The organism is Winogradskyella sp. UBA3174, assembly GCF_002364335.1.
Lineage (GTDB): Bacteria > Bacteroidota > Bacteroidia > Flavobacteriales > Flavobacteriaceae > Winogradskyella.
The window spans coordinates 123,698-146,844 of the sequence record NZ_DEXW01000043.1; the positions used below are offsets into that span (position 1 = coordinate 123,698).

A 23,147-nucleotide genomic window follows, 5' to 3' on the forward strand; every position below is an offset into this window, starting at 1 on the left:
ATATTAATTTTTATACGAGTAAACCTTTAATTTATCGTTGTTAGAAAGAATTATAAGTAGGTTTTTTTCTTTCATTTTAATAGTTTCAATTTGCTTAATCTGAGAATTAAAAGGTTCGATTCCAAAATTAGAAACAGGTTGGTAATTAGATTCATCTTCAGCAATTAAACCTTTTAAGGCTGAATATGAACCATGATACGTGTTTACTCTATAGGAATTACCACCAACTAGTAATTGATATTTATCATTGATACTTAACTCAGAAAATGAAGTTATTGGTGCTAATTGAAAGGCGTCTTCAAATACCACAAATTCATTGAAATTACCATTATTGTTTTTTAAATAACCCGAAGCTAAAGTGTGTACTTCATACTTTATGGCATCATTAATAGTTCCTTTTCTGAGCACTTCTTCAATAGTTTGACCTGCATAGCTTTTGTGATCTACATATAATTTACTAATGATATTCATTTGAGCAGCCAATTCGTCTTTAGAATTTAAAGGATAATAATTACCATCTTTATTATAAGCTATCACTGTTTCTTTTTTGCCATTCTTATCAAAATCAGAATAATACATGACTAATGCTCCATCAAAATTAAGATTGAATTTGGTGTTAGTTCCCCAATTACCTAATAAGATGTCTTGGTCTCCATCATTATCCATATCATAAGTTGAAATGGTTTGCCACAAACCATTGAAGTTTTCTAGGATTGTTATTTCCTTTAATTTCCCTTTAGTATTAATAAATAGCCTTGGTGCATCCCATTCTGTTGCGACTAATAAATCTTTTAAATTGTCTCCGTTTATATCTTGCCAAATAGCTGAATTCACTTTAGAGTTGAGTTTAAAATTTTCATCTTTTGTAAATTCACCTTTACCATTATTAATTAAAATATAAGAATCAACAGACTTGCCAAAGTCTTTATAATCTGTCAGATTACCTATAAACAAGTCGGTGTCACCATCATTATCATAATCGTAAGCTTTTGAAGTTGAGGTCACCAATATATTCGCTGGAATTCTGTTTTCTGAACGCTCAAAAGTTCCATTTTTATTTATATAAAGACGATCAACTTGGTAAGTCTCATTTTTATATTCGTTTATTCCTGAAGCGACATAAAGGTCTAAATCACCATCGTTATCTGCATCAAAAAAGGTAGCGTCATTATCTTCAAAAGCTTTATCATCTTCAAAAGTTATTTGTTTTTTAGTAGAGAATCTAGTGCCAGAATTCATGAATAATTGTGCAGGTTCTCCAGAAGCATTTCCTATAAAAATGTCTTCAAAACCATTATTATCTATATCTGCTTTTGCAATAGCAGGCCCAAGCGTTGATATTTTATAAGGAATTAATTTCTCTTGTATAAAATCATTGTAATTATCTTCTTTGTGTGTATAACCTATAAGATTCTCTCTTTTGAAATATGGTGTTTTATTAGACGGGTTATCGTAATTATAAATAGTATTAGTAGACGTGTAAACAATTTTAAGTCTTTGGTTTATTTCTGGATTTTTAACTGTTTGCAATTTGTTATTTGGCCAAATAATTTGAATTGAATCTATCGCAGTAGCATCATTTATTCCAAAATGTAATTTACTGTCTACTGAAGATAGGAACCCTCTAGATGTATACAATTGTTTTAATTGATGTTTGTTGTCTGAGTAAATAATAGCTTTAAGCCCTATACCTTGATTATTAGATTTTTTGTATTCAAAATCTAACGAAATATAGTTTTTACTACCATTTGTTGTGTTTTCATACAAGCCAGCAGTTTCATTAAAATTATTAGTAATAATGTCTAAATCACCATCTAAATCTAAATCCACATAGATAGCTCCGTTAGAAATATTGGCTTCATTTATTATCCAATCTCCTGTTTTATTTTCAAATAATTTAGAATTCCCTTCAAATATTTCATTGGTTACTTTTCCGCTGGGCATTTCATCAATAGAGTTAAATAACCATTCTAAACCCTCATTTTCAGTACGTCCTTTAAAAGCACTAGAGACATATTTTTTAAAATCTAAACCATTTGGTCTTCTATGAATACCATTAGATATAAATAAATCTTGATGGCCATCATTATTGAAATCAGCAAAGAGTGGTGCCCAACTCCAATCGGTGTCAGCTACTTTATTTAACAATGCGGTTTCCTGAAAATACTCTCCTGAATTATTCATCTGAAGCATATTTCGAGAATATTGGTCTTTATAGCCTAACTTGTTGAGGTGTACTTGCATATTAAACATGGCGTCATCTCCTTCTGTTTCTTTTAGAACTTTTTCGTTTTTTGGTAACATATCTAAGGTCATAAGATCTTGGTAACCATCTCCATTGATATCTGCTGCATCACTTCCCATTGAAAACCTACTAATCGTTGTGAATTTTTCTGCAAGACTTTCTGTGAAAGTACCATCTTGATTGTTTAGATAATAATAATCGTCTTCATGGAAATCGTTACAAACATAGATGTCATCCCAACCATCATTATTGAAATCGGAAACAGAAGCACTTAAGCCATAGCCGTTAACTCCTCCAAAAATATTAGACGATTCGCTAACATCTGTGAATGTGCCATTATCGTTGTTTAATAGAACGTCCCCTACAAGTGGTTCACGCTGATTTCGTAAAGCAGCTCTTCCGTGCGATAAATTTGTGTGTACTGCGTGGTTTACTATATAGACGTCTAAATCATCATCTTTATCATAATCAAAAAAGTAAGCTTGTGTAGAATAGCCTTTAAAATCTAGACCGTAATCTTTGGCTTTTTCTGTAAATGTACTATCACCATTATTAATAAACAGCTCATTATGACCTTCAAAATCTAAAAGTCCGGACACTGCACAAACATAAATATCTAGTAAGCCATCGTTATTAATATCTACCATAGTAACTCCAGTATTCCAACTAGAATTCCCTTTGATATTTGCTTTTTCTGAGACGTCTTCAAATTTTAATTCACCTTTATTTAAATAGAGTTTATTTTCACCTGTGTTAGATATAAAAAACAAATCTGATAAGCCGTCATTATTAATATCGCCAGCTGCAACACCACCACCATTGTAGTAATAAATGTAATTTATAATGCTATGTTGTGCGTCTTCTGTAACTAAGTTAGAGAAATCTATTCCAGAATCTTCGGAAGTTACTTTGTTGAGAATAAAATTTGATTTTGCAGTTGGTGTTTTTTCTTCATTTTCACAGGCAAGCAAAACGCAAATTGATGCCAATACAATATTTATCTTTTTCATTTAACGTGATGGTTACTCAACTGAACAAAGATAAGGTTTTCTTAACAAATATTTAACACAAGGTAGTAGTATTTGGAAGTGTTAGTTAATTCTCTGAGATTTATCGCTTTTTTTAAGATTTAATATGAATTTTTGATTCTTTAATAAGAAATAATCCTAAAAACATGAGTAAGCCGTTAATGATTAAAATTTCAAATCCAATTTCATAGCCATTAAACAGTTCTTTTGAATATAAATTGAGAATATAAGATAGTATTGGAGCCACAATAGCTATAATCCAAACAAATCTATCTTTTATCTGAGATTTGGTGATTAATCCAAATGCAAACAAGCCTAGTAATGGGCCGTAAGTATAGCCTGCCGCTTTAAAGAGTTCCCAAATTACAGAGACATCTTTGAAAATTAAATCGAACAAAAGTATCACAACGATCAATAAAATACTAAACCCAATATGAGTTTGTTTTCTAATACGTTTTCGAGCTGATTCTTCTTTGTGTTCTATACCAATTATATCGATACAAAACGATGTTGTTAAAGAGGTTAATGCAGAATCTGCACTAGAGTAAGCTGCTGCAATAAGACCAAGTAAGAAAAATGCAGATGTTACAATACCTATTTTAGGAAGCATTGCAATTGTAGGGAATAAGTCATCTTTTGTCGCGGTAATACCATTTAATTCTGCGTATTGTGTTAGCATAAGTCCTAAGACTAAGAATAAGATATTTACAAAAACTAGGACGATGCTAAAAGATATCATATTCTTTTGTGCGTCTTTAAGGTTACGACACGTAAGATTTTTTTGCATCATATCTTGGTCCAAACCTGTCATTGTGATGGTTATAAAAATTCCAGATAAAAAGCTTTTCCAAAAATATTGAGGGTCATTACTGTCTTCAAAAAAGAAAACTTTACTAAGATTACTATTAGTGGTATTATCTATAATAGCAGACATACTATTAAGATCTAATGCAGATGCTAAAAACACAATTGCAACGACAACAGAAACTAACATAAATAACGTTTGAAGTGTATCTGTAAATATTATGGTTTTAATGCCTCCTCTAAAGGTATATAGCCATATTAAAGCAATAGTAATAATAACGGTTATGGCAAACGGAATATCAAACAAATCAAATACTAATAACTGCAATACTTTAGCTACTAAGAATAATCTAAAAGCAGCTCCAACTGTTCTAGATATTAGAAAAGCAATAGAACCAGTCTTATAACTAACCGTGCCAAAACGATCCCTTAAGTAGGTGTAGATTGATGTTAAGTTTAGTCTGTAATAAAGAGGGAGTAAAACATATGCGATAATTAGATAGCCAAAGAAGTAGCCAAAAACAACTTGCAAGTAGCCAAACTGTTTTGCTTCAACAGCTCCAGGAACAGAAATAAAAGTAACTCCAGACAATGAAGCGCCAATCATTCCGAAGGCTACTAAATACCAAGGAGCAGATTTATTAGCTTTAAAAAAAGCAGCATTAGAATCCTCTTTACCTGTGAAATAAGATATTAAAACTAAGACTCCAAAGTAGCAAGCTATTAATATTAGTATCGACGTAGGACTCATAAATCTTTTGATTGTTAAATAAATTTCACGAAATGTAGTACATTTGAAAAAAAAAGCCCCAAAAAATTGAACAAATATGAAAAAGTTAACCCTTTTAGTTGCGGTCCTTGCAATTGGATTTAACCTGTTTGCACAAGATTATAAGAAATTAATTGCCGAAGGTACACACACCGTATATTTTATCAGTGAAATTGCTGAACGTCATTTTGATTCCGTAGGCAGAGAAAGAGGAAATGGTTATAAACCATTTAAGCGTTGGCAATATTTTGCTGAGCGTGCGATGGATGAAACGGGTAAACTGAAATCTCCAGAATTTTATTACAACGAATTACAAAATTATAATTCTCAAATAAATAGTGAAGGTATTACGCCTAAAACTATAGTCGGTACTTGGGAAGAAATGGGACCAACGTATTGGGATGCAACTTCAGGTTACAATCCAGGAGTAGGTAGGGTAACTTCAGTAGCAATTGAAGAAGGTAATTTAAATCATATTATAGTAGGAAGTCAAACAGGTGGTGTATGGCGAAGTTTAGATGGTGGAACTTCATGGACTGTTTTAACAGATAATTTAGCCAATATTGATGTGTATGCTCTTGCTATAGATCCGTTAAACAGTTCAACTTATTATTGGGGATCTAGAGGTGGTTCAATTTTTAAGTCTACAGATGCTGGATCAACTTGGACATTGCATGGTATTTTGCCAGGAGGTAATATTAATAAAATATTAATTCATCCAACGGATGCCTCAAAAATGTATTGTAGTGCCGAAGGTTCTGGTCTATATAAATCAATAGATGGTGGTTTAAATTGGAGTAGAATTAATGGAGGTGCAACAAATGGTTATGATGTAGAATTTAAACCTGGTGATCCCAATACAATCTATGCATCTGGTAATAATTTTTATAAATCAACAGATGGTGGGTTAACGTTTAATAGTGCAGATGGATTAGACGCTTGGGCACAAGAATATGTCTCTGGGTCAAATGCTTGGACAACGAGTGGTTCTAATCAAAACAATACCGTAGTGCCGAGAACAGGTAATGCTATGGCGTTATTTTATATTGGTAACTTTTCTCAACCAAAAACAAGATTGGTATCTCCTTCATTAAACCTAAGTGGTGCAGTAAACCCTGAGGTGAAATTTTCTTACACACAAGTGAATTGGGCTGGCGATATTGATGAACTTAGAGTTTTTTATAAAACCTCTAGTGCTGGTACTTGGACACAACTAGCAGAGTATACAGCAGAATCTGCTAATTGGTCAGACATTACACTTAGCTTACCAAGTGTGAGTTCAGATTATTATATTGCTTTTGAAGGCACTTCAAATTATGGAAGAGGTTTAACTTTAGATGACATATCAGTTGAAACTAATAACTCAGGTGTTATATTTTCTGATGGCTTTGAGTCTGCACCTAATCAATTTTCTTCAGGTCCAAAAATGATTGGTGTTTCTGCAGATGATCCGTCTGTTGTATATGTATTAGAGGCTGAAGGAGGAGTTTTTGGAGGTTTTCATAAATCAACCGACAATGGTAATAATTTCGCGAAACTTGCTCACACTGCAAATTATTTTGGATATAATTCTTTAGGTTTTGATGACCGAGGTCAGGCACCTAGAGATATGGATATTGTAGTACATCCAGGTGATATTGATGATGTGCACATTGCAGGTATTAATACTTGGCGTTCTACAAATGGAGGTGTAGATTTTAGTATCACCTCACAGTGGACGCCTAATAACGCTGCTAGTAATAATATAGGCTATTGTCATGCTGATGTAGATATCATGTTGTTTTCAGGCTCTGGAGTAAACACTAAACTTTTTGTAGGTTCTGACGGTGGGATTTTTAAAGCTGAAAATCCAAAACTTGTTAATAGTGATTATTACACAGATTTAACACCAGGTCTGGGTATTAGACAATTTTATAAAATTGGTATTAGTCAAACAAATCCTGTTGTGGTAACAGGTGGTTCTCAAGATAACGGATCTTCTGTTTTAAGGGCAAATGGTAATTGGATAGATTGGTGGGGAGCAGACGGTATGGAAGGTTTTGTAGATAAAAATAATACTTCAATTATCTATGGTACATCACAGTTTGGTTCATTTGTTAGGTCTATAGATCGCGGAGAAAGTATTCAAGGTGTTAATCAGCCAGATGATAAAGGCGGTCAGAATAATTGGAATTGGGTAGTGCCTTTTGAGCAAGATCCTATAGTGCAAAATAGAATATATGCTGCCTTTGATGAGGTCTATACATCCTTAAATAGTGGAAATACATGGACTTCAATTTCACAGAATTTTGGAGCAAATATTGATCATTTTAAAGTTGCACCAATAAACAACCAAATAATGTATTTAGCGATTAATGGGGTCTTTTGGTTTACAACTAATGGTGGTACAATATGGACAGCATCTAGTTTAGATCTTAGCGGAGGTAGAATTAACGAAATTGCTGTTCATCCTACAGACCCAACAAAAATTGCAATAGCAACAACAAATAATCAAAAAGTTTATACGAGTACAGATAATGGTGTTAGTTGGACTTCAATTTTATGGGATTTACCAAACTTTTCAGCACAAGCATTAGCTTGGCAAGATAACGGCGAAGATGGTCTTTATGTTGGTATGAATTACGGTATCTATTATACAGACAACACTTTAGGCGATACTTGGAATCCATTTAATAATGGTTTGCCAAACGTTAGGATTAACGAGCTAGAAGTTAATAATGTAGACGGAAAATTATATGCAGCTACTTACGGAAGAGGTTTATGGCGATCTAATATTTTTAATCCTTTGAGCGTTGAGGAGTTTGAATTAGAAAATTTTTCATTATATCCAAATCCAGCAACAAATGAAGTAAATATAAAGTGGAATAAATCTGAAGATGTTAGTATTAGGATATATAATACAATTGGTAAGTTAATGTTTTATGGAAAGAAAGTTAATTTGCTAAACGGACTTTCAGTAGATGTATCGTCTTATGGCGCTGGTATGTATTTTGTTAAACTTAATAGCAATAAAGGAGAAATCACTAAGAAATTGATTTTAAAATAATAACGAATCAAATATTAAAAAAAGTCCAATTGTAGTAATTACAGTTGGACTTTTTATTTGTAAAAATCAGTACCTTCGCATCTATGGAATTTTCATCTAAATTATTAGAAAATGCAGTAAATGAAATGTCGCAGTTACCAGGAATTGGTAAGCGGACTGCATTGCGTTTGGTTTTACATTTATTAAGGCAGCCAGAGGATCAGACATTACAATTGTCTCAAGCATTATCTAAAGTTAGAGCAGAAATTAATTTCTGTAAATCGTGTCACAATATAAGTGATAAAGTATTATGTGAAATTTGTGAAAACCCAAATCGAAAGAAAGAATTAATCTGTGTTGTTGAGGATATTAGAGACGTTATGGCAGTGGAAAACACAAGCTCATTTAAAGGACTTTATCATGTCTTAGGAGGTAAAATATCACCAATGGATGGGATTGGACCTCAAGATTTAAATATAACATCTCTAGTAGAAAAAGTTAAACAGGGACAAGTGAAAGAATTAATTTTTGCTATGAGTCCAACAATGGAGGGTGATACCACTAATTTCTATATATTCAGGCAAATACAAGATTATGAGGTAAATATGTCTACTATTGCTAGAGGTGTTGCAGCTGGAAATGAATTAGAATATACAGACGAAATTACTTTAGGTAGAAGTATTGTAGATCGTATACCTTTTGAGGCATCACTAAAATTATAAGTATTTGAAACTATCTGTAATTATACTTAACTATAATGTGCGTTATTTTTTAGAATTATGTCTAAAAAGTGTCCAGTCATCTATTGAAACACTTGATGCTGAAATTATTGTAGTAGATAATAGCTCATCGGATGATAGTTGTGCAATGGTTAAAAGCCTATTTCCAGAAGTTAAGCTAATTAAAAATAAAGATAATTCAGGGTTTTCAAAAGGGAATAATATAGGTGTAGATTTAGCTAAAGGAGAGTATTTGTGTATTCTCAATCCAGATACGGTTGTTGCAGAAGACACATTTATTAAACTTTTAAAATTTTCAAACTCTAAAAAAAACTTAGGTATAGTTGGTTGTCAATTAATAGATGGAAAAGGAAATTTTTTACCAGAAAGTAAACGTAATGTACCAACGCCAAAGGTATCTTTAAAAAAGATGTTGGGTAATGCCAAAGGCTATTATGCTAATACTTTAAAAGCAGAATCAGTTGGCGAAGTAGATATTTTGGTTGGCGCTTTTATGTTTATGACAAAAGAGGTTTATCAAAAGGTTGGTGGCTTTGATGAAGACTATTTTATGTATGGTGAAGATATAGATTTGTCATATAAAGTATTAAAAGCAGGATATACCAACTATTATTTTGGAGAAACCACGATCATTCACTTTAAAGGTGAAAGTACGCTAAGAGATGCTAACTATGCTAAGCGCTTTTATGGCGCAATGCAGATATTTTATAAAAAGCATTTTAAACGGAATAAATTATTTAATAGTCTTGTCTGGCTTGGTATAAAGCTTGCGTTCATTCTCAGAACTACACAAAAGTTGGAGCCTGTAAAGGCTAATCAGACTTATGTTTTTGCAACCAAAACAGATAACAAATTAATAGATAAATTAGAACAACCTGTAAGTGTTTTACCTCAGGTTTTAAATGAAGTACCAAATCAAAGTATGTTAGTATATGATTTTAATCACCTTCAAATTAAGTCTGTAATTGCAGATATGAAAGAAAAATCAAAACAAGAACATATAGTATTTAGATTATTACCGAAAAATAGTAATTTTATCATCGGAAGTGATAGTGCAATAAACAGAGGGACTATTATTCATTTTTAATTGAATAAATAGCAACGAAATATCTCTTTTTTTACTAATTTTGCAATCGCTTAGCGAATAAAGACCTTCAAATTAAAGATATGGCAAAGTTTGAACTTAAATTACCTAAAATGGGAGAGAGTGTTGCGGAAGCAACTATAACCTCCTGGCTTAAAGATATTGGTGAAACAATTGAGGCAGATGAAGCCGTTTTAGAAATTGCTACAGATAAAGTAGATAGTGAAGTGCCTAGTGAGGTAGACGGCATACTAGTTGAAAAACTATTTGATGTAGATGATGTTGTACAAGTTGGTCAAACCATCGCAGTTATTCAAACTGAAGGTGGTGATACTATTGAAATAAAAGCATCAGTATCTGAGCCTGAAGCTCCTAAAGCTATAGCTGAAGTGGCACAAACAGTTGTAGCAGCTAAAACTGCTGTAGCACCTGTTGTATCTTCAGAAGAGCGTTTTTACTCACCACTCGTTAAGAATATTGCAAAACAAGAAGGTGTTTCTCAAGCAGAATTAGATACTATTCCTGGAACAGGAAAGGATGGGCGTGTTACTAAAAATGATATTAAAGGTTATTTGGGGTCTCGCAGTTCAGCTCTAAAAGCCGAGCCTGTAGTTGAGCAAAAAGTTGAAGCAACATCAGTACCCATTAAAGCAGTTGAAAAACCAAAAGCACCACCAATAGTAGCTTCTGGAGATGATGAGATTATAGAAATGACCAGAATGGGTAAACTCATTTCTAAGCACATGGTAGATTCAATTCAGACGTCTGCACATGTACAATCATTTATCGAAGCAGATGTTACAAACATTTGGAACTGGAGAAACAAACATAAAGACAGCTTTAAAAAACGTGAAGGTGAAAATCTAACCTTTACGCCAATATTTATGGAAGCTGTAGCAAAAGCTATTAGAGACTTCCCTATGATTAATATTGCTATACAAGGTGATACGATCATTAAAAAGAAGCATATCAATTTAGGTATGGCTGCTGCATTAGGAAATGGAGATTTAATTGTACCTGTTATTAAAGATGCAGACCAGTTAAACTTATTGGGTATGGCTAAAAAAGTAAATGATTTAGCTAAACGTGCAAGAGAAAACAATTTAAAGCCAGACGACATACAAGGCGGAACTTATACGGTTACTAATGTTGGTACATTTGGTAGCATTATGGGGACACCAATTATTAACCAACCACAAGTTGCTATTTTGGCATTAGGTGCTATTAGAAAAGTACCTGCCGTTATAGAAACACCAGAAGGTGATTTTATTGGTATCCGATATAAAATGTTTTTATCACACTCTTACGATCATAGAGTGGTTAACGGAGCTTTAGGTGGGCAGTTTGTAAAAGCAGTTAAAGATTATTTAGAAGCTTGGGATTCTTCTCGGGAAATCTAACAAATCCCTCTGAAAAATGGGGATTCATTATAGAAAAGAAAAAAGCACAGTTTTAACACTGTGCTTTTTTTGTTAGTAATCTTTAAGTTATTTATGCAACTACATTTAATTTTCGCTCAATTTTAGGACTCTTTGTCTTAACTTCAAATTGATTAGACGTGTTATTTTCACCACCAGCTTTTAAAGCTTTGTCTCCAGCAAAGAAAGTTTTATGATCATCTCCAAGGTCAGATCCTGCCATGCGCTGGTGCTTTACACAAGAAACTCCTTTGCGGATTTCTTGTCTCTGCACACCTTTTACATAAGCTAACATACCTTCATCTCCAAAATAACCATCTGTTAAATCATTCATGTGAAGCGCAGTTGTATGATATGTTGGTAATGTAATTAAGTGGTGGAAAATCCCCGCTTCTCTTGCGCTATCTATTTGAAATGTTTTTATTTTCTGATCAGCACGATAGCTTAATTCTGTAGTATCATATTGTGTATCCATTAAATTGTTTCTATCATAAGCTGTCATGTTTTCTCCTTCATCTAGCATTTCTTCAAATACTTGATTACGGAAACTCAACGTCCAGTTAAATGAAGGTGAATTATTGTAAACCAACTTAGCATTAGGTACAACTTCTTTAACTCTATTTACCATATGTGCAATTTGCTTTACGTTAGGGGTTGGAGTTTCAATCCATAATAGATCAGCTCCATTTTGCAGACTCGTAATACAATCTAAAACTACACGATCTATGTTTGAGCCTTCCTTAAATTTATATAAACCATTAGCTAATCGTACAGGACGAACTAATTTACCATCCCTTTTAAGAAGTACGTCATCTTCCTTAGCATCAGAAATGTCAATTTCTTCCCCTTTTACAAAGGCTAAATACTGAGAGGCTAAATCTCCAGGTTCTTGACTTACTGGAAGCTTTTGCGTTAAACCAGCTCCTTCAGAATCTGTTCTTGCAACAATAATTCCTTCACCTACTCCCAGTTCTAAAAACGCATATCTAATAGCATTGAGTTTAGCAATAAAATCTTCATGTGGTACAGTTACTTTTCCATCTTGATGACCACATTGTTTAGCATCGGAAACTTGATTTTCAATCTGAATAGCACAAGCTCCAGCTTCAATCATTTTTTTAGTTAACAAATACGTCGCTTCTTCATTACCAAAACCAGCATCAATATCTGCTATAATTGGAACAATATGTGTTTCAAAATTATCAATTTGATCTTGTATATCTTCTCCTTTTTTCAATCTTTTAAATAAATCATTAAGTTCAATCGCATCTGCTTGACGCAAGAAATCATAGATTTCTTTTATTAATGAGGGAACAGCAGTTTTTTCGTGCATTGATTGATCTGGTAATGGTCCAAACTCAGAACGTAAAGCAGCGACCATCCAACCTGAAAGATATAAGTATTTTTTGTTGGTAGTTTTGTGATGCTTTTTAACAGCTATCATTTTTTGTTGTGCCACAAACCCATGCCAGCAACCAAGAGATTGTGTATAATTTGAAGAATCTGCATCGTACTCTGCCATATCTTTTCTCATAATAGCTGCTGTGTATTTAGCAATATCTAAACCTGTAGCAAAACGATTTTGAGATACCATTCTGGCTGCACTTTCAGGATTAATTGCATTCCAAGCATTTCCATACTTTACTTTAAGATTTCTTACAGTTTCTAGTGCTGAACTGTAATTACTTTGTGCTAAATTTTTCATAATTTTGTATTTAATTATTAAAGTTTTTCTAGATTTTGATAATTGAGTCTCGTAAACTATTACAGTAGTTGCGAGACATTTTTTTTATATGTATTTGTATGCTGAAAGCGTTAAGAATTCTTCAAATTCTTCGGATAAAACCAATCTATCAAAAAGCTCTATGGCTAATTTAAACTTGGAGTTTTCGATGTTGTCTTCTCCAAATTCTTTTATAATTTTTTCTACTTCATCGTTTAATACGTCATTGTAGAATTCTCTATTGAATTTGCGTCCATCCTCTAGTATGACTTCGTTTTTTAACCATTGCCAAACTTGTGTTCTAGATATTTCTGCAGTGGCAGCATCTTCCATTAAATTATAAAGAGCTACAGCTCCATGACCTCTCAGCCAAGCTTCAGTATATAGAATACCAACATTGATGTTTTTTCTAATGCCAACTTCTGTTATAGTACCTTTTGGTAGTTCTACTAAGTCTTGTTCTGTAATGTTTATATCGTTACGTGTTACATGTAATTGATTTTGTGTTGGCATGTGTTTGTTAAATTCGTTCATTGCTATTTCAACTAAAGCAGGATGTGCAACCCAAGTACCATCGTGTCCGTTTTTAACTTCACGCTCTTTGTCTTTTCTTACTTTTTCTAAAGCTGCTGCATTTGCTTTTTTATTATTTTTAATAGGAATTTGTGCAGCCATTCCTCCAATTGCTAAAATGCCTCTTTTGTGACATCTTTGAATTACCAGTTTAGAATACGCATCCATAAAAGGTGTTGTCATAGTAACTTGGTCACGATTAGGCACAACAAAATTAGGATGGTTTCTGAATTTTTTGATGTATGAGAAAATATAATCCCAACGACCGCAATTTAAACCTACAATATGATCTTTGAGTTCATAGATGATTTCATCTAGTTGAAAACTTGCGGTAATAGTTTCTACTAAGACAGTAGCTTTAAATGTTCCGTTTGGTACATTAAGATAGTCTTGCGCAAATTCAAACACTTTATTCCACCAACGTGCCTCTGTATAATGTTCTAATTTTGGTAAGTAGAAATATGGTGCAGTACCATTCTCTAACATGGTTTTTGTATTATGAAATACATATAAACCAAAATCTACTAAGCTGCCCGAAGTTTCGGCATTATTAATTATAATGTGCCTTTCGTTAAGGTGTAAGCCCCTCGGTCTTAATAAAAGAACAGCTGTTTTATTATTTAAATGATATGATTTTCCTCGTTTTGAATCTACTAATTCAATTGTTTTCTTATTAGCATCAATTAAATTTTGCTGACCTTCTATTGTGTTTTTCCATGTTGGTGCATTGCTATCTTCTAAATCGGCCATAAATGTTTTGGCACCAGAATTTAGAGCGTTTATGATCATTTTTCGATCAACGGGTCCAGTAATCTCAACACGTCTATCTTGTAAGTCATTTGGGATATTACCGGCTTTCCATTCACCATTTCTAATAGCTTCAGTTTCTTTTGGAAACTCAGGAAACTTACCATCGTCAAATAAGCGCTGTTGGTTTGTGCGTTTCTCTAATAATTCTAATCGCTCAGTATTAAATTTTTCATGAAGCATAGTTAAAAAGTTAAGTGCTTCATCCGTTAAGATTTCTGGATAGTAATTATTAACGTCTTTAGAGAAAGAGAATTGAGGTGATTTTAATAATGTGTATTCCATGATATTGTTATTTATATATCAATGGTAAAACAAATATTTTTATAAAACAAGCGAACGTTCGCTAAAACGATTAAGTTCACAAAAATTAGTTTATTCGCAAAAATTATTATCTTTGATTATTAATTATGGAACAAGATTATATAAAACTCATATTTGGCCTAAAGCTAAAACAGATAAGAACTGATAAAAATTTATCATTATTTGGATTATCCAAACTTTCTGGACTATCAAAATCATATTTAAACGAAATTGAAAAAGGGAAGAAATATCCTAAGCCAGATAAAATTGTTACACTTTCAGAAAGGCTAGATGTGCCTTATGACCAAATGGTCTCTTTAAAGTTGGATAAGAATTTAGCTCCAATAGGTGATTTGTTGCGGTCTAAAATTTTAAAAGAAATTCCTTTAGAGCTTTTTGGGATTAAAGAAAGTAACCTAATAGATATTGTTGCAAATGCACCAGCAAAAGTGAATGCATTTATTAGTACAATAATAGAAATTGCACAGCATTATAATTTTAGTAGAGAAAGCTTTTTTTTGGCATCTGTACGTTCGTTTCAGGAAGCAAACAATAATTACTTCGATGATTTAGAACAAAGCGTCATAAAGTTTGCTAAAGCCTATCATATAGATTTAAAACAACCAACTACGTCTAAAGATTTAGAAGATATATTAACTGAAGAGTATGGTTATGTGATTGCGTATAATGAACTAAGTAAATATGAAGCTTTAGAAAACTTACGTTCAGTTTTTGTACCTAAAACAAAGGCATTATTACTTGCAGATGGAATAGATGAAGCACAGCGTACCTTCATATATGCTAAAGAAATTGCTTATAATTTTTTAGAAATATCGGATCGGTTATATACGTTTCCATGGATAAAATTTAAAAGCTTCGATCAGGTGCTTAATAATTTTTATGCCTCATATTTTGCAGGTGCGTTAATTATTCCTAAGGATGCATTAACCTTACAATTAGAAGCTATTTTTGAAAAAGACACCTTTGACGAAACCTTATTTCTTAAAACGTTAGAAGCCTTTAATGCCTCACCAGAATCGTTTTATCAGCGTTTAACCAACATTTTGCCTAAAGCCTTTAATATTCAGAATTTATTCTTTTTAAGATTTACGCATAAAGGAGATAGTGAAGGGTTTTATTTAAAAAAGGAATTGCATTTATCGCATCAGCATTCACCTCGTGCCAATGAAGCCAACGAACATTATTGTAGGCGTTGGGTATCCTTAAAAGTATTAAAAGATATAAGTAAAAATACAGAAGAGCATATTTTTGATATGCAGATTTCTAATTATGAAGGAGATGACACAAAGTATTTAGTGTTATCATCTGCAACTAAAGATCCATTTCGTGATAATCATTACCGAAGTATTAGTGTTGGCTTGTTAATTAACAAGCAATTACAGCGAAAGCTTAAGTTTTTGGAAGATCCAAAAATTAAAATTCAGAATGTTGGAGTTACTTGTGAGCGCTGTGATATTAAAGATTGTAAGGTGAGGCAAGCACCAGCTATTGTTTTAGAGCGCGCAGACAAAAACAAAAAGATAGAACTTATTGTTGAAGAGTTAAATGATAAGTTTAAGTCTTAAATTTAGTAAAATAGTTTTCAGATGAAAAAATCGTTTCAATCCTTTCAAGGCTATTCTGCTAATTCTATTTATCTTTGATATTCAAAATAAAGACAATGCAACTCAACCTTAACAATCCCATCTGTTTTTTCGACTTAGAAACTACAGGAATTAATATTTCTAAAGACAGAATTGTTGAAATTTCAATTCTTAAAGTTTATCCAGACGGTAAGGAGGAGACTAAAACTTGGGTAGTAAACCCTGAGATGCCAATTCCGGCAGAGGTTACTGCTATTCATGGTATTTCAGATGTAGATGTAGTAGGTAAACCAACGTTTAAAGAATTATCTAAAGAAATTTATAATCTTATAAAAGATTCAGACTTAGGTGGTTTTAATTCTAATCGTTTTGATATTCCGTTACTAGCAGAAGAAATGCTAAGAGCAGACATAGATTTTGACATGAAAGGGAGACAAGCTGTAGATGTTCAGACTATTTTTCATAAAATGGAACAACGCACATTAAGCGCAGCTTATAAATTTTATTGCGATAAAAACTTAGATGATGCGCATAGTGCAGAAGCAGATACAAAAGCAACATACGAAGTATTAAAAGCACAACTCTCTAAATACGATAACTTAGAAAACGACACCAAATTTTTAGCAGAATTTAGCACCCATAAAAAGTTTGCAGATTTTGCTGGTTTTTTAATCTTCAACAAAGAAGATGAGGAATGTTTCGCTTTTGGTAAGCACAAAGGAAAAAGAGTCGTAGATGTTATGGATAAAGAACCTGGTTATTTTGGATGGTTACTAAATGCAGATTTTCCCTTGTACACTAAAAAAGTGTTAACTGCAATTAAGTTACGTCAGTTTAATAATAAATTGGGTTAAGAAACAAGAAACAATAATTTAGACTAATGCAACTCAACGAGCATCTTGTTTCTATCAGAGAAGCGGTGTTGATTCTATTTTTATATGAAACTAATCTGTATAGGTCGCAATTACACAGACCACATTAAAGAATTAGAGAACGAAAAGCCAACAGAGCCTGTGGTGTTTTTAAAACCAGATACAGCGATATTATTAAAAAAGCAGCCGTTTTTTATTCCAGATTTCTCAGATGATATACATCATGAGGTTGAGGTTTTGGTGAAGATTAATAAAGTAGGGAAGCACATTGATAAGAACTTTGCACATAAATATTATGATGAAGTAGGACTTGGAATTGATTTTACAGCAAGAGATCTTCAAGCAAAATTAAAAGCTAAAGGCTTACCTTGGGAAAAAGCTAAAGCCTTTGATGGTGCTGCGGTTATTGGGAAATGGTTGCCAAAGACCAAATTTCAAAATATAGATAATATCAATTTCAGTTTAAAAAGGAACGATGATATTGTACAGTCTGCAAGTACAGAACTAATGCTTTGGAAAGTTGATGAACTTATAGAATATGTGTCAAAATATTTCACTTTAAAAATTGGAGACGTTATCTTTACAGGCACACCTGCTGGAGTTGGTAAGGTTTTTGCAAACGATGAATTAAAAGGATATATCGAAGACGAAGAATTGTTTTCTATTAAAATAAAATAAATGTCAGAATATTATAAATTACATCGCGTTCGCGAAATGGCTGAAGGTGATGAAGATTTTGTTGCAGCATTAGCAGCAGCTTTTATTGAAGAAGTACCAGAAGATGCAGAACGTTTGAGAAAGTCTGTGCCAGGAGGTGATTTCTACGAAACCTATCAGGCGGCTCATAAAATGAAACCTACAATAGATTTGTTCGAGCTTGGTGTGTTAGATGCATTAATAGAGGTACAAGATTGGGGAAAACATGAGCAAGAAGATAAAGATGTAACGGCACAACTACAAACTGTGCTTACAGCTGTAGATAATGCTGTAAACGAAATTAAAGCCGATTTCGGACTGTAAATGCAAGCAGAGATAATTACGATTGGCGATGAGATTCTCATTGGCCAGATTATAGATACAAATTCAGCGTTTTTAGGTAAAGAATTGAATAAAGTTGGTATTTCTATATATCAAATTACGTCAATTCAAGATGATAAGACTCATATTTTAAAGGCCTTAAAAGAAGCTGAACAGAATGCAGATATTATAATTATTACAGGTGGTTTAGGTCCTACAAAAGACGATATTACAAAGCACACACTTTGCGAATATTTTAATGATACTTTAGTAGAAAGCAAAGAGGTGCTTGCTCATGTTGAGTATTTATTTTCAAAATATATTAAGACTCCGATTTCAGATATTAATAGACAACAAGCTTTAGTTCCTTCTAAAGCTAAAGTTTTAAGGAATCAATTTGGGACTGCACCAGGTATGTGGATAGAGAAGAATGGTAAAGTGTTTGTGTCATTACCAGGAGTGCCTTACGAGATGAAAGCTCTAATTTCTAATTTGGTAATACCTCAGTTGTTAGAACAATTTAAGTTTCCCTTTATAATGCACAAAACACTTTTAACCTATGGTTTAGGAGAAAGTGCTATTGCAGACAGAATTGAAACGTTTGCAGATGCATTACCCGATTTTATAAAGCTCGCATACTTACCAAGTTTGGGTAGGGTACGATTAAGATTATCTGCTAAAGCTATGGATAAAACTATGGTTGAAGCCGAAATGGAAAGACAAGTCAACTTACTAGTGCCACAAGTTGAAGATATCTTTGTAGGATTTGAAGAAGACAATTCTATCGAAGCTATAATTGGTTCTCGTTTAACAGAAATGTGTAAAACCTTAGCGATTGCAGAAAGTTGTACTGGTGGTAGGATTGCACAAGGATTTACTGCTAATGCAGGAGCTTCAAAATATTTTAAGGGTAGTATTGTAAGCTATGCTACAGATTCTAAGGTTAATATTTTAGGTGTTTCTGAAGATGATATAAAGAGCTATTCTGTAGTGAGTAAGGTCGTAGCAGAGACTATGGCTAAAAATGTGATGGCATTGTTTAATACAGACTATGCTGTAAGTACAACAGGTAATGCAGGTCCAACCAAAGGAGATTCAGATGCAGATGTTGGTACAGTTTGGATCGCTATTGCTACAAAAACAGACGTATATTCTGAAGTTTTTGATTTTAGTAACCAGCGTGAAAAAGTGATAATGAAAGCGACTAATAAAGCCTTTGAAATGCTTCAGAAAGAAATTTCAAAAAAGTAAGACTTTATGTTTGATGAAACGTAAAGTTTTATTAAATTTGCACCCTTGTTTAAAATAACCTTAAATGGTTTTTACAATAAACATTAAGAATTAATAGACCTAAAGAAAGAATACAATGTCAAGAGTTTGTGAACTTACTGGGAAAAAAGCTATGGTTGGAAACAATGTTTCTAAAGCTATGAATAAAACAAAACGCAAGTTTGATGCTAATTTAATCAAAAAGCGTTTTTATATTCCTGAAGAAGATAAGTGGGTAACATTAAAGGTTTCTACATCTGCATTAAAGACTATCAATAAAATTGGTATCGCTGCGATGTTAAAAGAAGCTAGAGCAAAAGGATTATACAAATAAGCGTAATGCGCTAAAGTCAATTTACAATGGCAAAAAGAGGAAATAGAATACAAGTTATCTTAGAGTGTACAGAGCACAAAGGTACTGGTCAGCCAGGAACTTCTAGATATATTACAACAAAGAATAAAAAGAATACGCCAGACCGTATGGAGATTAAGAAATTTAATCCTATCCTTAAACGTATGACAGTTCATAAAGAAATTAAATAATAATTTAGACATTTCACTTATGTGAAATTGTCAAATAACATCTATAAACCATGGCAAAGAAATCAGTTGCGTCTTTACAGACCGGATCTAAGCGTTTGACAAAAGCTATCAAAATGGTGAAATCACCAAAAACAGGAGCTTACATGTTCGTAGAGTCAGTAATGGCACCAGAATTTGTCAATGACTTTTTAAACAAAAAATAATCTTTATTTACATATAGATTTATAAAACTGCTTTCATTTGAAAGCAGTTTTTTTATGGCTATATTTGAGGTGGTGTCAATTATTTTGAATCCGTTATTGGTACAATATGACAACTTAGCAGTAAAGCATTTAGGGCAAGATTGTTGTAATTAGCAAAGCAAATAGAATTTGAAATGAGTTTTTTTAAAAAAATATTTTCTTCTGAAAAGAAAGAAACCTTAGATAAAGGTTTAGAGAAATCTAAATCCTCTTTTTTTAATAAATTAAATAAAGCTGTAGCAGGAAAATCTAAAGTAGATGACGACGTTTTAGATAATCTTGAAGAAATCCTTGTTACTAGTGACGTAGGTGTTAATACCACATTAAAAGTTATTACACGTATTGAAGAACGCGTCTCACAAGACAAGTATCTTGGTACATCTGAATTGAATAAAATACTAAGAGAAGAAATCGCAGCATTATTATCTGAAACTAAATCTGGTGAAGAAACAGAGTATACTATACCCGAATTACCAAAACAAGCTGATGGTTCTAAGACTCCGTATGTTTTAATGGTTGTTGGTGTTAATGGAGTAGGTAAAACAACTACCATCGGTAAGTTAGCTTACCAATTTAAAAAGCAAGGACTTAAGGTTGTCTTAGGTGCTGCTGATACATTTAGAGCAGCTGCAATAGATCAACTTCAGGTTTGGGCAGATCGTGTAGATGTTCCAATGATTAGACAAGACATGGGATCTGATCCTGCCTCTGTAGCTTTTGATGCCTTGCAATCTGGAGTTAACCAAGATGCAGATGTTATTATTATAGATACTGCTGGTCGTTTACACAATAAAGTAAACTTAATGAATGAGTTAACTAAGGTGAAACGCGTTATGCAGAAAGTAATTGATAACTCTCCACATGATGTGTTATTAGTTTTAGATGGTTCTACAGGTCAGAATGCTTTTGAACAAGCTAAGCAATTTACAGCTGCAACAGAAGTAACGTCTTTAGCGGTTACCAAATTAGATGGTACTGCAAAAGGAGGAGTTGTGATTGGTATTAGTGACCAGTTTCAAATTCCTGTGAAATATATTGGCGTAGGCGAAGGTATTGAAGACTTACAGGTATTTAATAAGTATGAGTTTGTGGATTCTTTTTTTAAGTAATAAATTTCTCTGGACACAGAAATCTCACGAATACATTTAATATTGTTTGGCTGAGAACAGTCGAAGCCTTTTCATTAAATATTAGAATAGAGTTGCATTTCGTATTTTTATAAAAAACACCAACTATGCGCAATACATTCTTTCTCTTCATTTTAATATTTGTTTTTTCTTGTAAAGATTCTAAGTCTTTAGATATTAGTAAACCAGCAGAAGAAACTGAAATCGCAGAAACAGAAGTTGATTCATTAATTACTAATGAATCAACTTCGGATTTAAGCGCTATATCAACTAAAGATTTTAGGGACTTTAAGGTATTAGATTCAGAGAACTTGGCCAAGGCTGAAATATGGAGTCTCATAAGCCCACAAATGTCAGGTTTTAAAGAGGCGGATTACAATCGTTTAAAGCCATTGGTTTTAGAGCAAGATATTACGACACTTCAAAAGCATATTGCAGATGGTAAATTTAACTATCAAGACTTAACTAAATTCTATTTGTATCGTATTAGAGAATTTGACCGTGAAAATCGGCTCTCATTAAATTCTGTAATAGCAATAAATCCAAATGTTATAAAACAAGCTTATAAGTTAGATGAAGTTGACGATTACGATGAAATTCATCCTATTCACGGAATGCCAATACTTTTAAAAGATAATGTCAACGCATCAGACATGGTAACCACAGCTGGAGCATTAGCATTAAAAGATAATTTCGTAGAAGATGCGTTTATAGTCAGCCAATTAAAATCTAAAGGAGCTTTAATTTTAGGTAAAGCAAATTTAAGTGAATGGGCTTATTTCTTTTGTGGCGATTGTCCGAGCGGTTATTCTGCAATTGGTGGTCAAACCCTGAATCCTTACGGCCGACGTATTTTTGATACTGGTGGTTCGAGTTCTGGAAGTGGAGTGTCTGTTTCTGCTAACTTTTGTGCTGCAGCTATTGGTAGTGAAACCGCTGGTTCTATTTTATCTCCTGCAAGTCAGAATTCTACAGTGGGATTTAAACCAACTGTTGGTTTGGTAAGTCGTAGTGGTATAGTCCCTATTTCTTCAACATTAGATACAGCAGGACCAATTACTAAAAATGTAATGGATAATGCGATTTTATTAGATGCTATTTTTGGTGAGGATACATCAGATGCAAAAACCATTTATGCCATATGGGAACCTGGATTTTATTATGAGAAGATAAAAGATGCTAGTCTAAAAGGAAAGCGTTTCGGTGCTCCAAAACGATTACTCCAAGACACACTGTATGCAAATGCTTTGAAAGTTTTAAAACAACAAGGAGCAGTAATTGTTGAAATAGATGAGGAAAAATTAGGGCTGCCAAACTTTCTTCGTTTGCTTAATCTAGACATGAAAAAGGATTTACCAGCCTATATGGAAGGCTATGCTAATAAAGATATTATGTTGAGAACTGTTTCAGATGTTATGAATTTTAATTTAAAGGACTCATTAAAAACGATGCCTTATGGACAAAATTTATTCAAAGGAATTGCTGATGATAATGGTGATGATAATTATTTAGAACGTATTAAGGATACTTTAAAAACTAACGGAAAGCAATATTTTGACATTCCGATGAAGGCAAATAATTTAGATGGCTTTTTATCTATAAATAATTATCACGCAGCTTTTGCTGCTGTGGCAGAATATCCTGCGTTAACAGTGCCTATGGGTTATACTAGTAAAGGAGAGCCAAAAGGGCTAACGTTTATAGGTAAGAGGCTTCAAGAAAAGCAATTGTTAGAGTGGGCTTATGTTTATGAACAAGCTTCTAAAGCTAGAGTTGCACCTAAGGATTATAATTAATTTAATTTCTTCTGACATCAGTTCGATTGAAATTCTTTTTTAAGAATTTTGTATTGGAATATATTAAAACCTTTAACCAAATTATATTATTTACAAGCTAAATGTAAAAGTTCTCGATACAATTCCTCATCCTCCAGAATCACTCGAATTGACGAATT

18 protein-coding genes are annotated in these 23,147 nt (G+C 32.9%); 14 read left to right on the plus strand and 4 right to left on the minus strand.

Annotation, left to right across the window (positions count from 1 at the left end):
- Positions 1–3: 3 nt before the first annotated feature.
- Both B2U95_RS07645 and B2U95_RS07650 read right to left on the minus strand, forming a co-directional pair.
- Positions 4–3,255, minus strand: a complete 3,252-nt coding sequence (locus tag B2U95_RS07645; RefSeq protein WP_296314463.1) for a VCBS repeat-containing protein — start codon at positions 3,253–3,255, stop codon at positions 4–6.
- A 112-nt stretch (positions 3,256–3,367) separates the two neighbouring features.
- Complete coding sequence (locus B2U95_RS07650; RefSeq protein WP_296314465.1) at positions 3,368–4,828, minus strand: sodium:solute symporter; 1,461 nt, start codon at positions 4,826–4,828, stop codon at positions 3,368–3,370.
- Positions 4,829–4,904: 76 nt separating this feature from the next.
- Between B2U95_RS07650 and B2U95_RS07655 the strand changes: the two genes are divergently transcribed.
- The 4 genes from B2U95_RS07655 (at position 4,905) to B2U95_RS07670 (ending at position 11,095) form a co-directional block, all read left to right on the plus strand.
- Positions 4,905–7,892 (plus strand): VPS10 domain-containing protein, encoded by a 2,988-nt coding sequence (locus tag B2U95_RS07655; protein WP_296314467.1) that lies wholly within the window; start codon positions 4,905–4,907, stop codon positions 7,890–7,892.
- 83 nt (positions 7,893–7,975) lie between these two features.
- A complete protein-coding gene (gene recR, locus B2U95_RS07660; protein ID WP_296314470.1) occupies positions 7,976–8,593 on the plus strand; it encodes a recombination mediator RecR in 618 nt (205 codons plus the stop codon).
- A 4-nt stretch (positions 8,594–8,597) separates the two neighbouring features.
- Complete coding sequence (locus tag B2U95_RS07665) at positions 8,598–9,698, plus strand: glycosyltransferase family 2 protein (RefSeq protein ID WP_296314472.1); 1,101 nt, start codon at positions 8,598–8,600, stop codon at positions 9,696–9,698.
- Between the two features lie 80 nt (positions 9,699–9,778).
- On the plus strand, positions 9,779–11,095 hold the full coding sequence (locus tag B2U95_RS07670; protein WP_296314473.1) for a dihydrolipoamide acetyltransferase family protein: 1,317 nt from the start codon (positions 9,779–9,781) through the stop codon (positions 11,093–11,095).
- 91 nt (positions 11,096–11,186) lie between these two features.
- On the opposite strand, the gene B2U95_RS07675 is transcribed toward B2U95_RS07670, so the two are convergent.
- Together B2U95_RS07675 and aceB are read right to left on the minus strand one after the other, a co-directional pair.
- A complete protein-coding gene (locus B2U95_RS07675; RefSeq protein ID WP_296314475.1) occupies positions 11,187–12,818 on the minus strand; it encodes an isocitrate lyase in 1,632 nt (543 codons plus the stop codon).
- 84 nt (positions 12,819–12,902) lie between these two features.
- A complete protein-coding gene (gene aceB / locus B2U95_RS07680; RefSeq protein ID WP_296314478.1) occupies positions 12,903–14,501 on the minus strand; it encodes a malate synthase A in 1,599 nt (532 codons plus the stop codon).
- A 125-nt stretch (positions 14,502–14,626) separates the two neighbouring features.
- Here aceB and B2U95_RS07685 point away from each other — a divergent pair, with 125 nt between their 5' ends.
- From B2U95_RS07685 to B2U95_RS07730, 10 genes are all read left to right on the plus strand, one after another.
- A complete protein-coding gene (locus B2U95_RS07685) occupies positions 14,627–16,105 on the plus strand; it encodes a helix-turn-helix domain-containing protein (protein ID WP_296314480.1) in 1,479 nt (492 codons plus the stop codon).
- 95 nt (positions 16,106–16,200) lie between these two features.
- On the plus strand, positions 16,201–16,977 hold the full coding sequence (locus tag B2U95_RS07690) for a 3'-5' exonuclease (RefSeq protein ID WP_296314483.1): 777 nt from the start codon (positions 16,201–16,203) through the stop codon (positions 16,975–16,977).
- Between the two features lie 84 nt (positions 16,978–17,061).
- On the plus strand, positions 17,062–17,673 hold the full coding sequence (locus B2U95_RS07695) for a fumarylacetoacetate hydrolase family protein (RefSeq protein WP_296314486.1): 612 nt from the start codon (positions 17,062–17,064) through the stop codon (positions 17,671–17,673).
- The gene (locus tag B2U95_RS07700) at positions 17,674–18,015 is read left to right on the plus strand and encodes an Hpt domain-containing protein (protein WP_296314488.1); all 342 of its coding nucleotides are present in this window, start codon (positions 17,674–17,676) and stop codon (positions 18,013–18,015) included.
- On the plus strand, positions 18,016–19,263 hold the full coding sequence (locus B2U95_RS07705) for a competence/damage-inducible protein A (RefSeq protein WP_296314491.1): 1,248 nt from the start codon (positions 18,016–18,018) through the stop codon (positions 19,261–19,263).
- Positions 19,264–19,378: 115 nt separating this feature from the next.
- Positions 19,379–19,615, plus strand: coding sequence for a 50S ribosomal protein L28 (rpmB, locus tag B2U95_RS07710; RefSeq protein WP_296314493.1), 237 nt, complete (start codon positions 19,379–19,381; stop codon positions 19,613–19,615).
- A 26-nt stretch (positions 19,616–19,641) separates the two neighbouring features.
- Positions 19,642–19,824 (plus strand): 50S ribosomal protein L33, encoded by a 183-nt coding sequence (rpmG, locus tag B2U95_RS07715; RefSeq protein ID WP_296314495.1) that lies wholly within the window; start codon positions 19,642–19,644, stop codon positions 19,822–19,824.
- Between the two features lie 50 nt (positions 19,825–19,874).
- Complete coding sequence (locus B2U95_RS07720; RefSeq protein ID WP_008271041.1) at positions 19,875–20,027, plus strand: DUF4295 domain-containing protein; 153 nt, start codon at positions 19,875–19,877, stop codon at positions 20,025–20,027.
- Between the two features lie 173 nt (positions 20,028–20,200).
- Entirely contained in the window at positions 20,201–21,175 is a 975-nt protein-coding gene (ftsY, locus tag B2U95_RS07725; protein ID WP_296314502.1) for a signal recognition particle-docking protein FtsY, read from the plus strand.
- Between the two features lie 125 nt (positions 21,176–21,300).
- Complete coding sequence (locus tag B2U95_RS07730; protein WP_296314504.1) at positions 21,301–22,989, plus strand: amidase family protein; 1,689 nt, start codon at positions 21,301–21,303, stop codon at positions 22,987–22,989.
- The last annotated feature ends 158 nt before the right edge of the window (positions 22,990–23,147 follow it).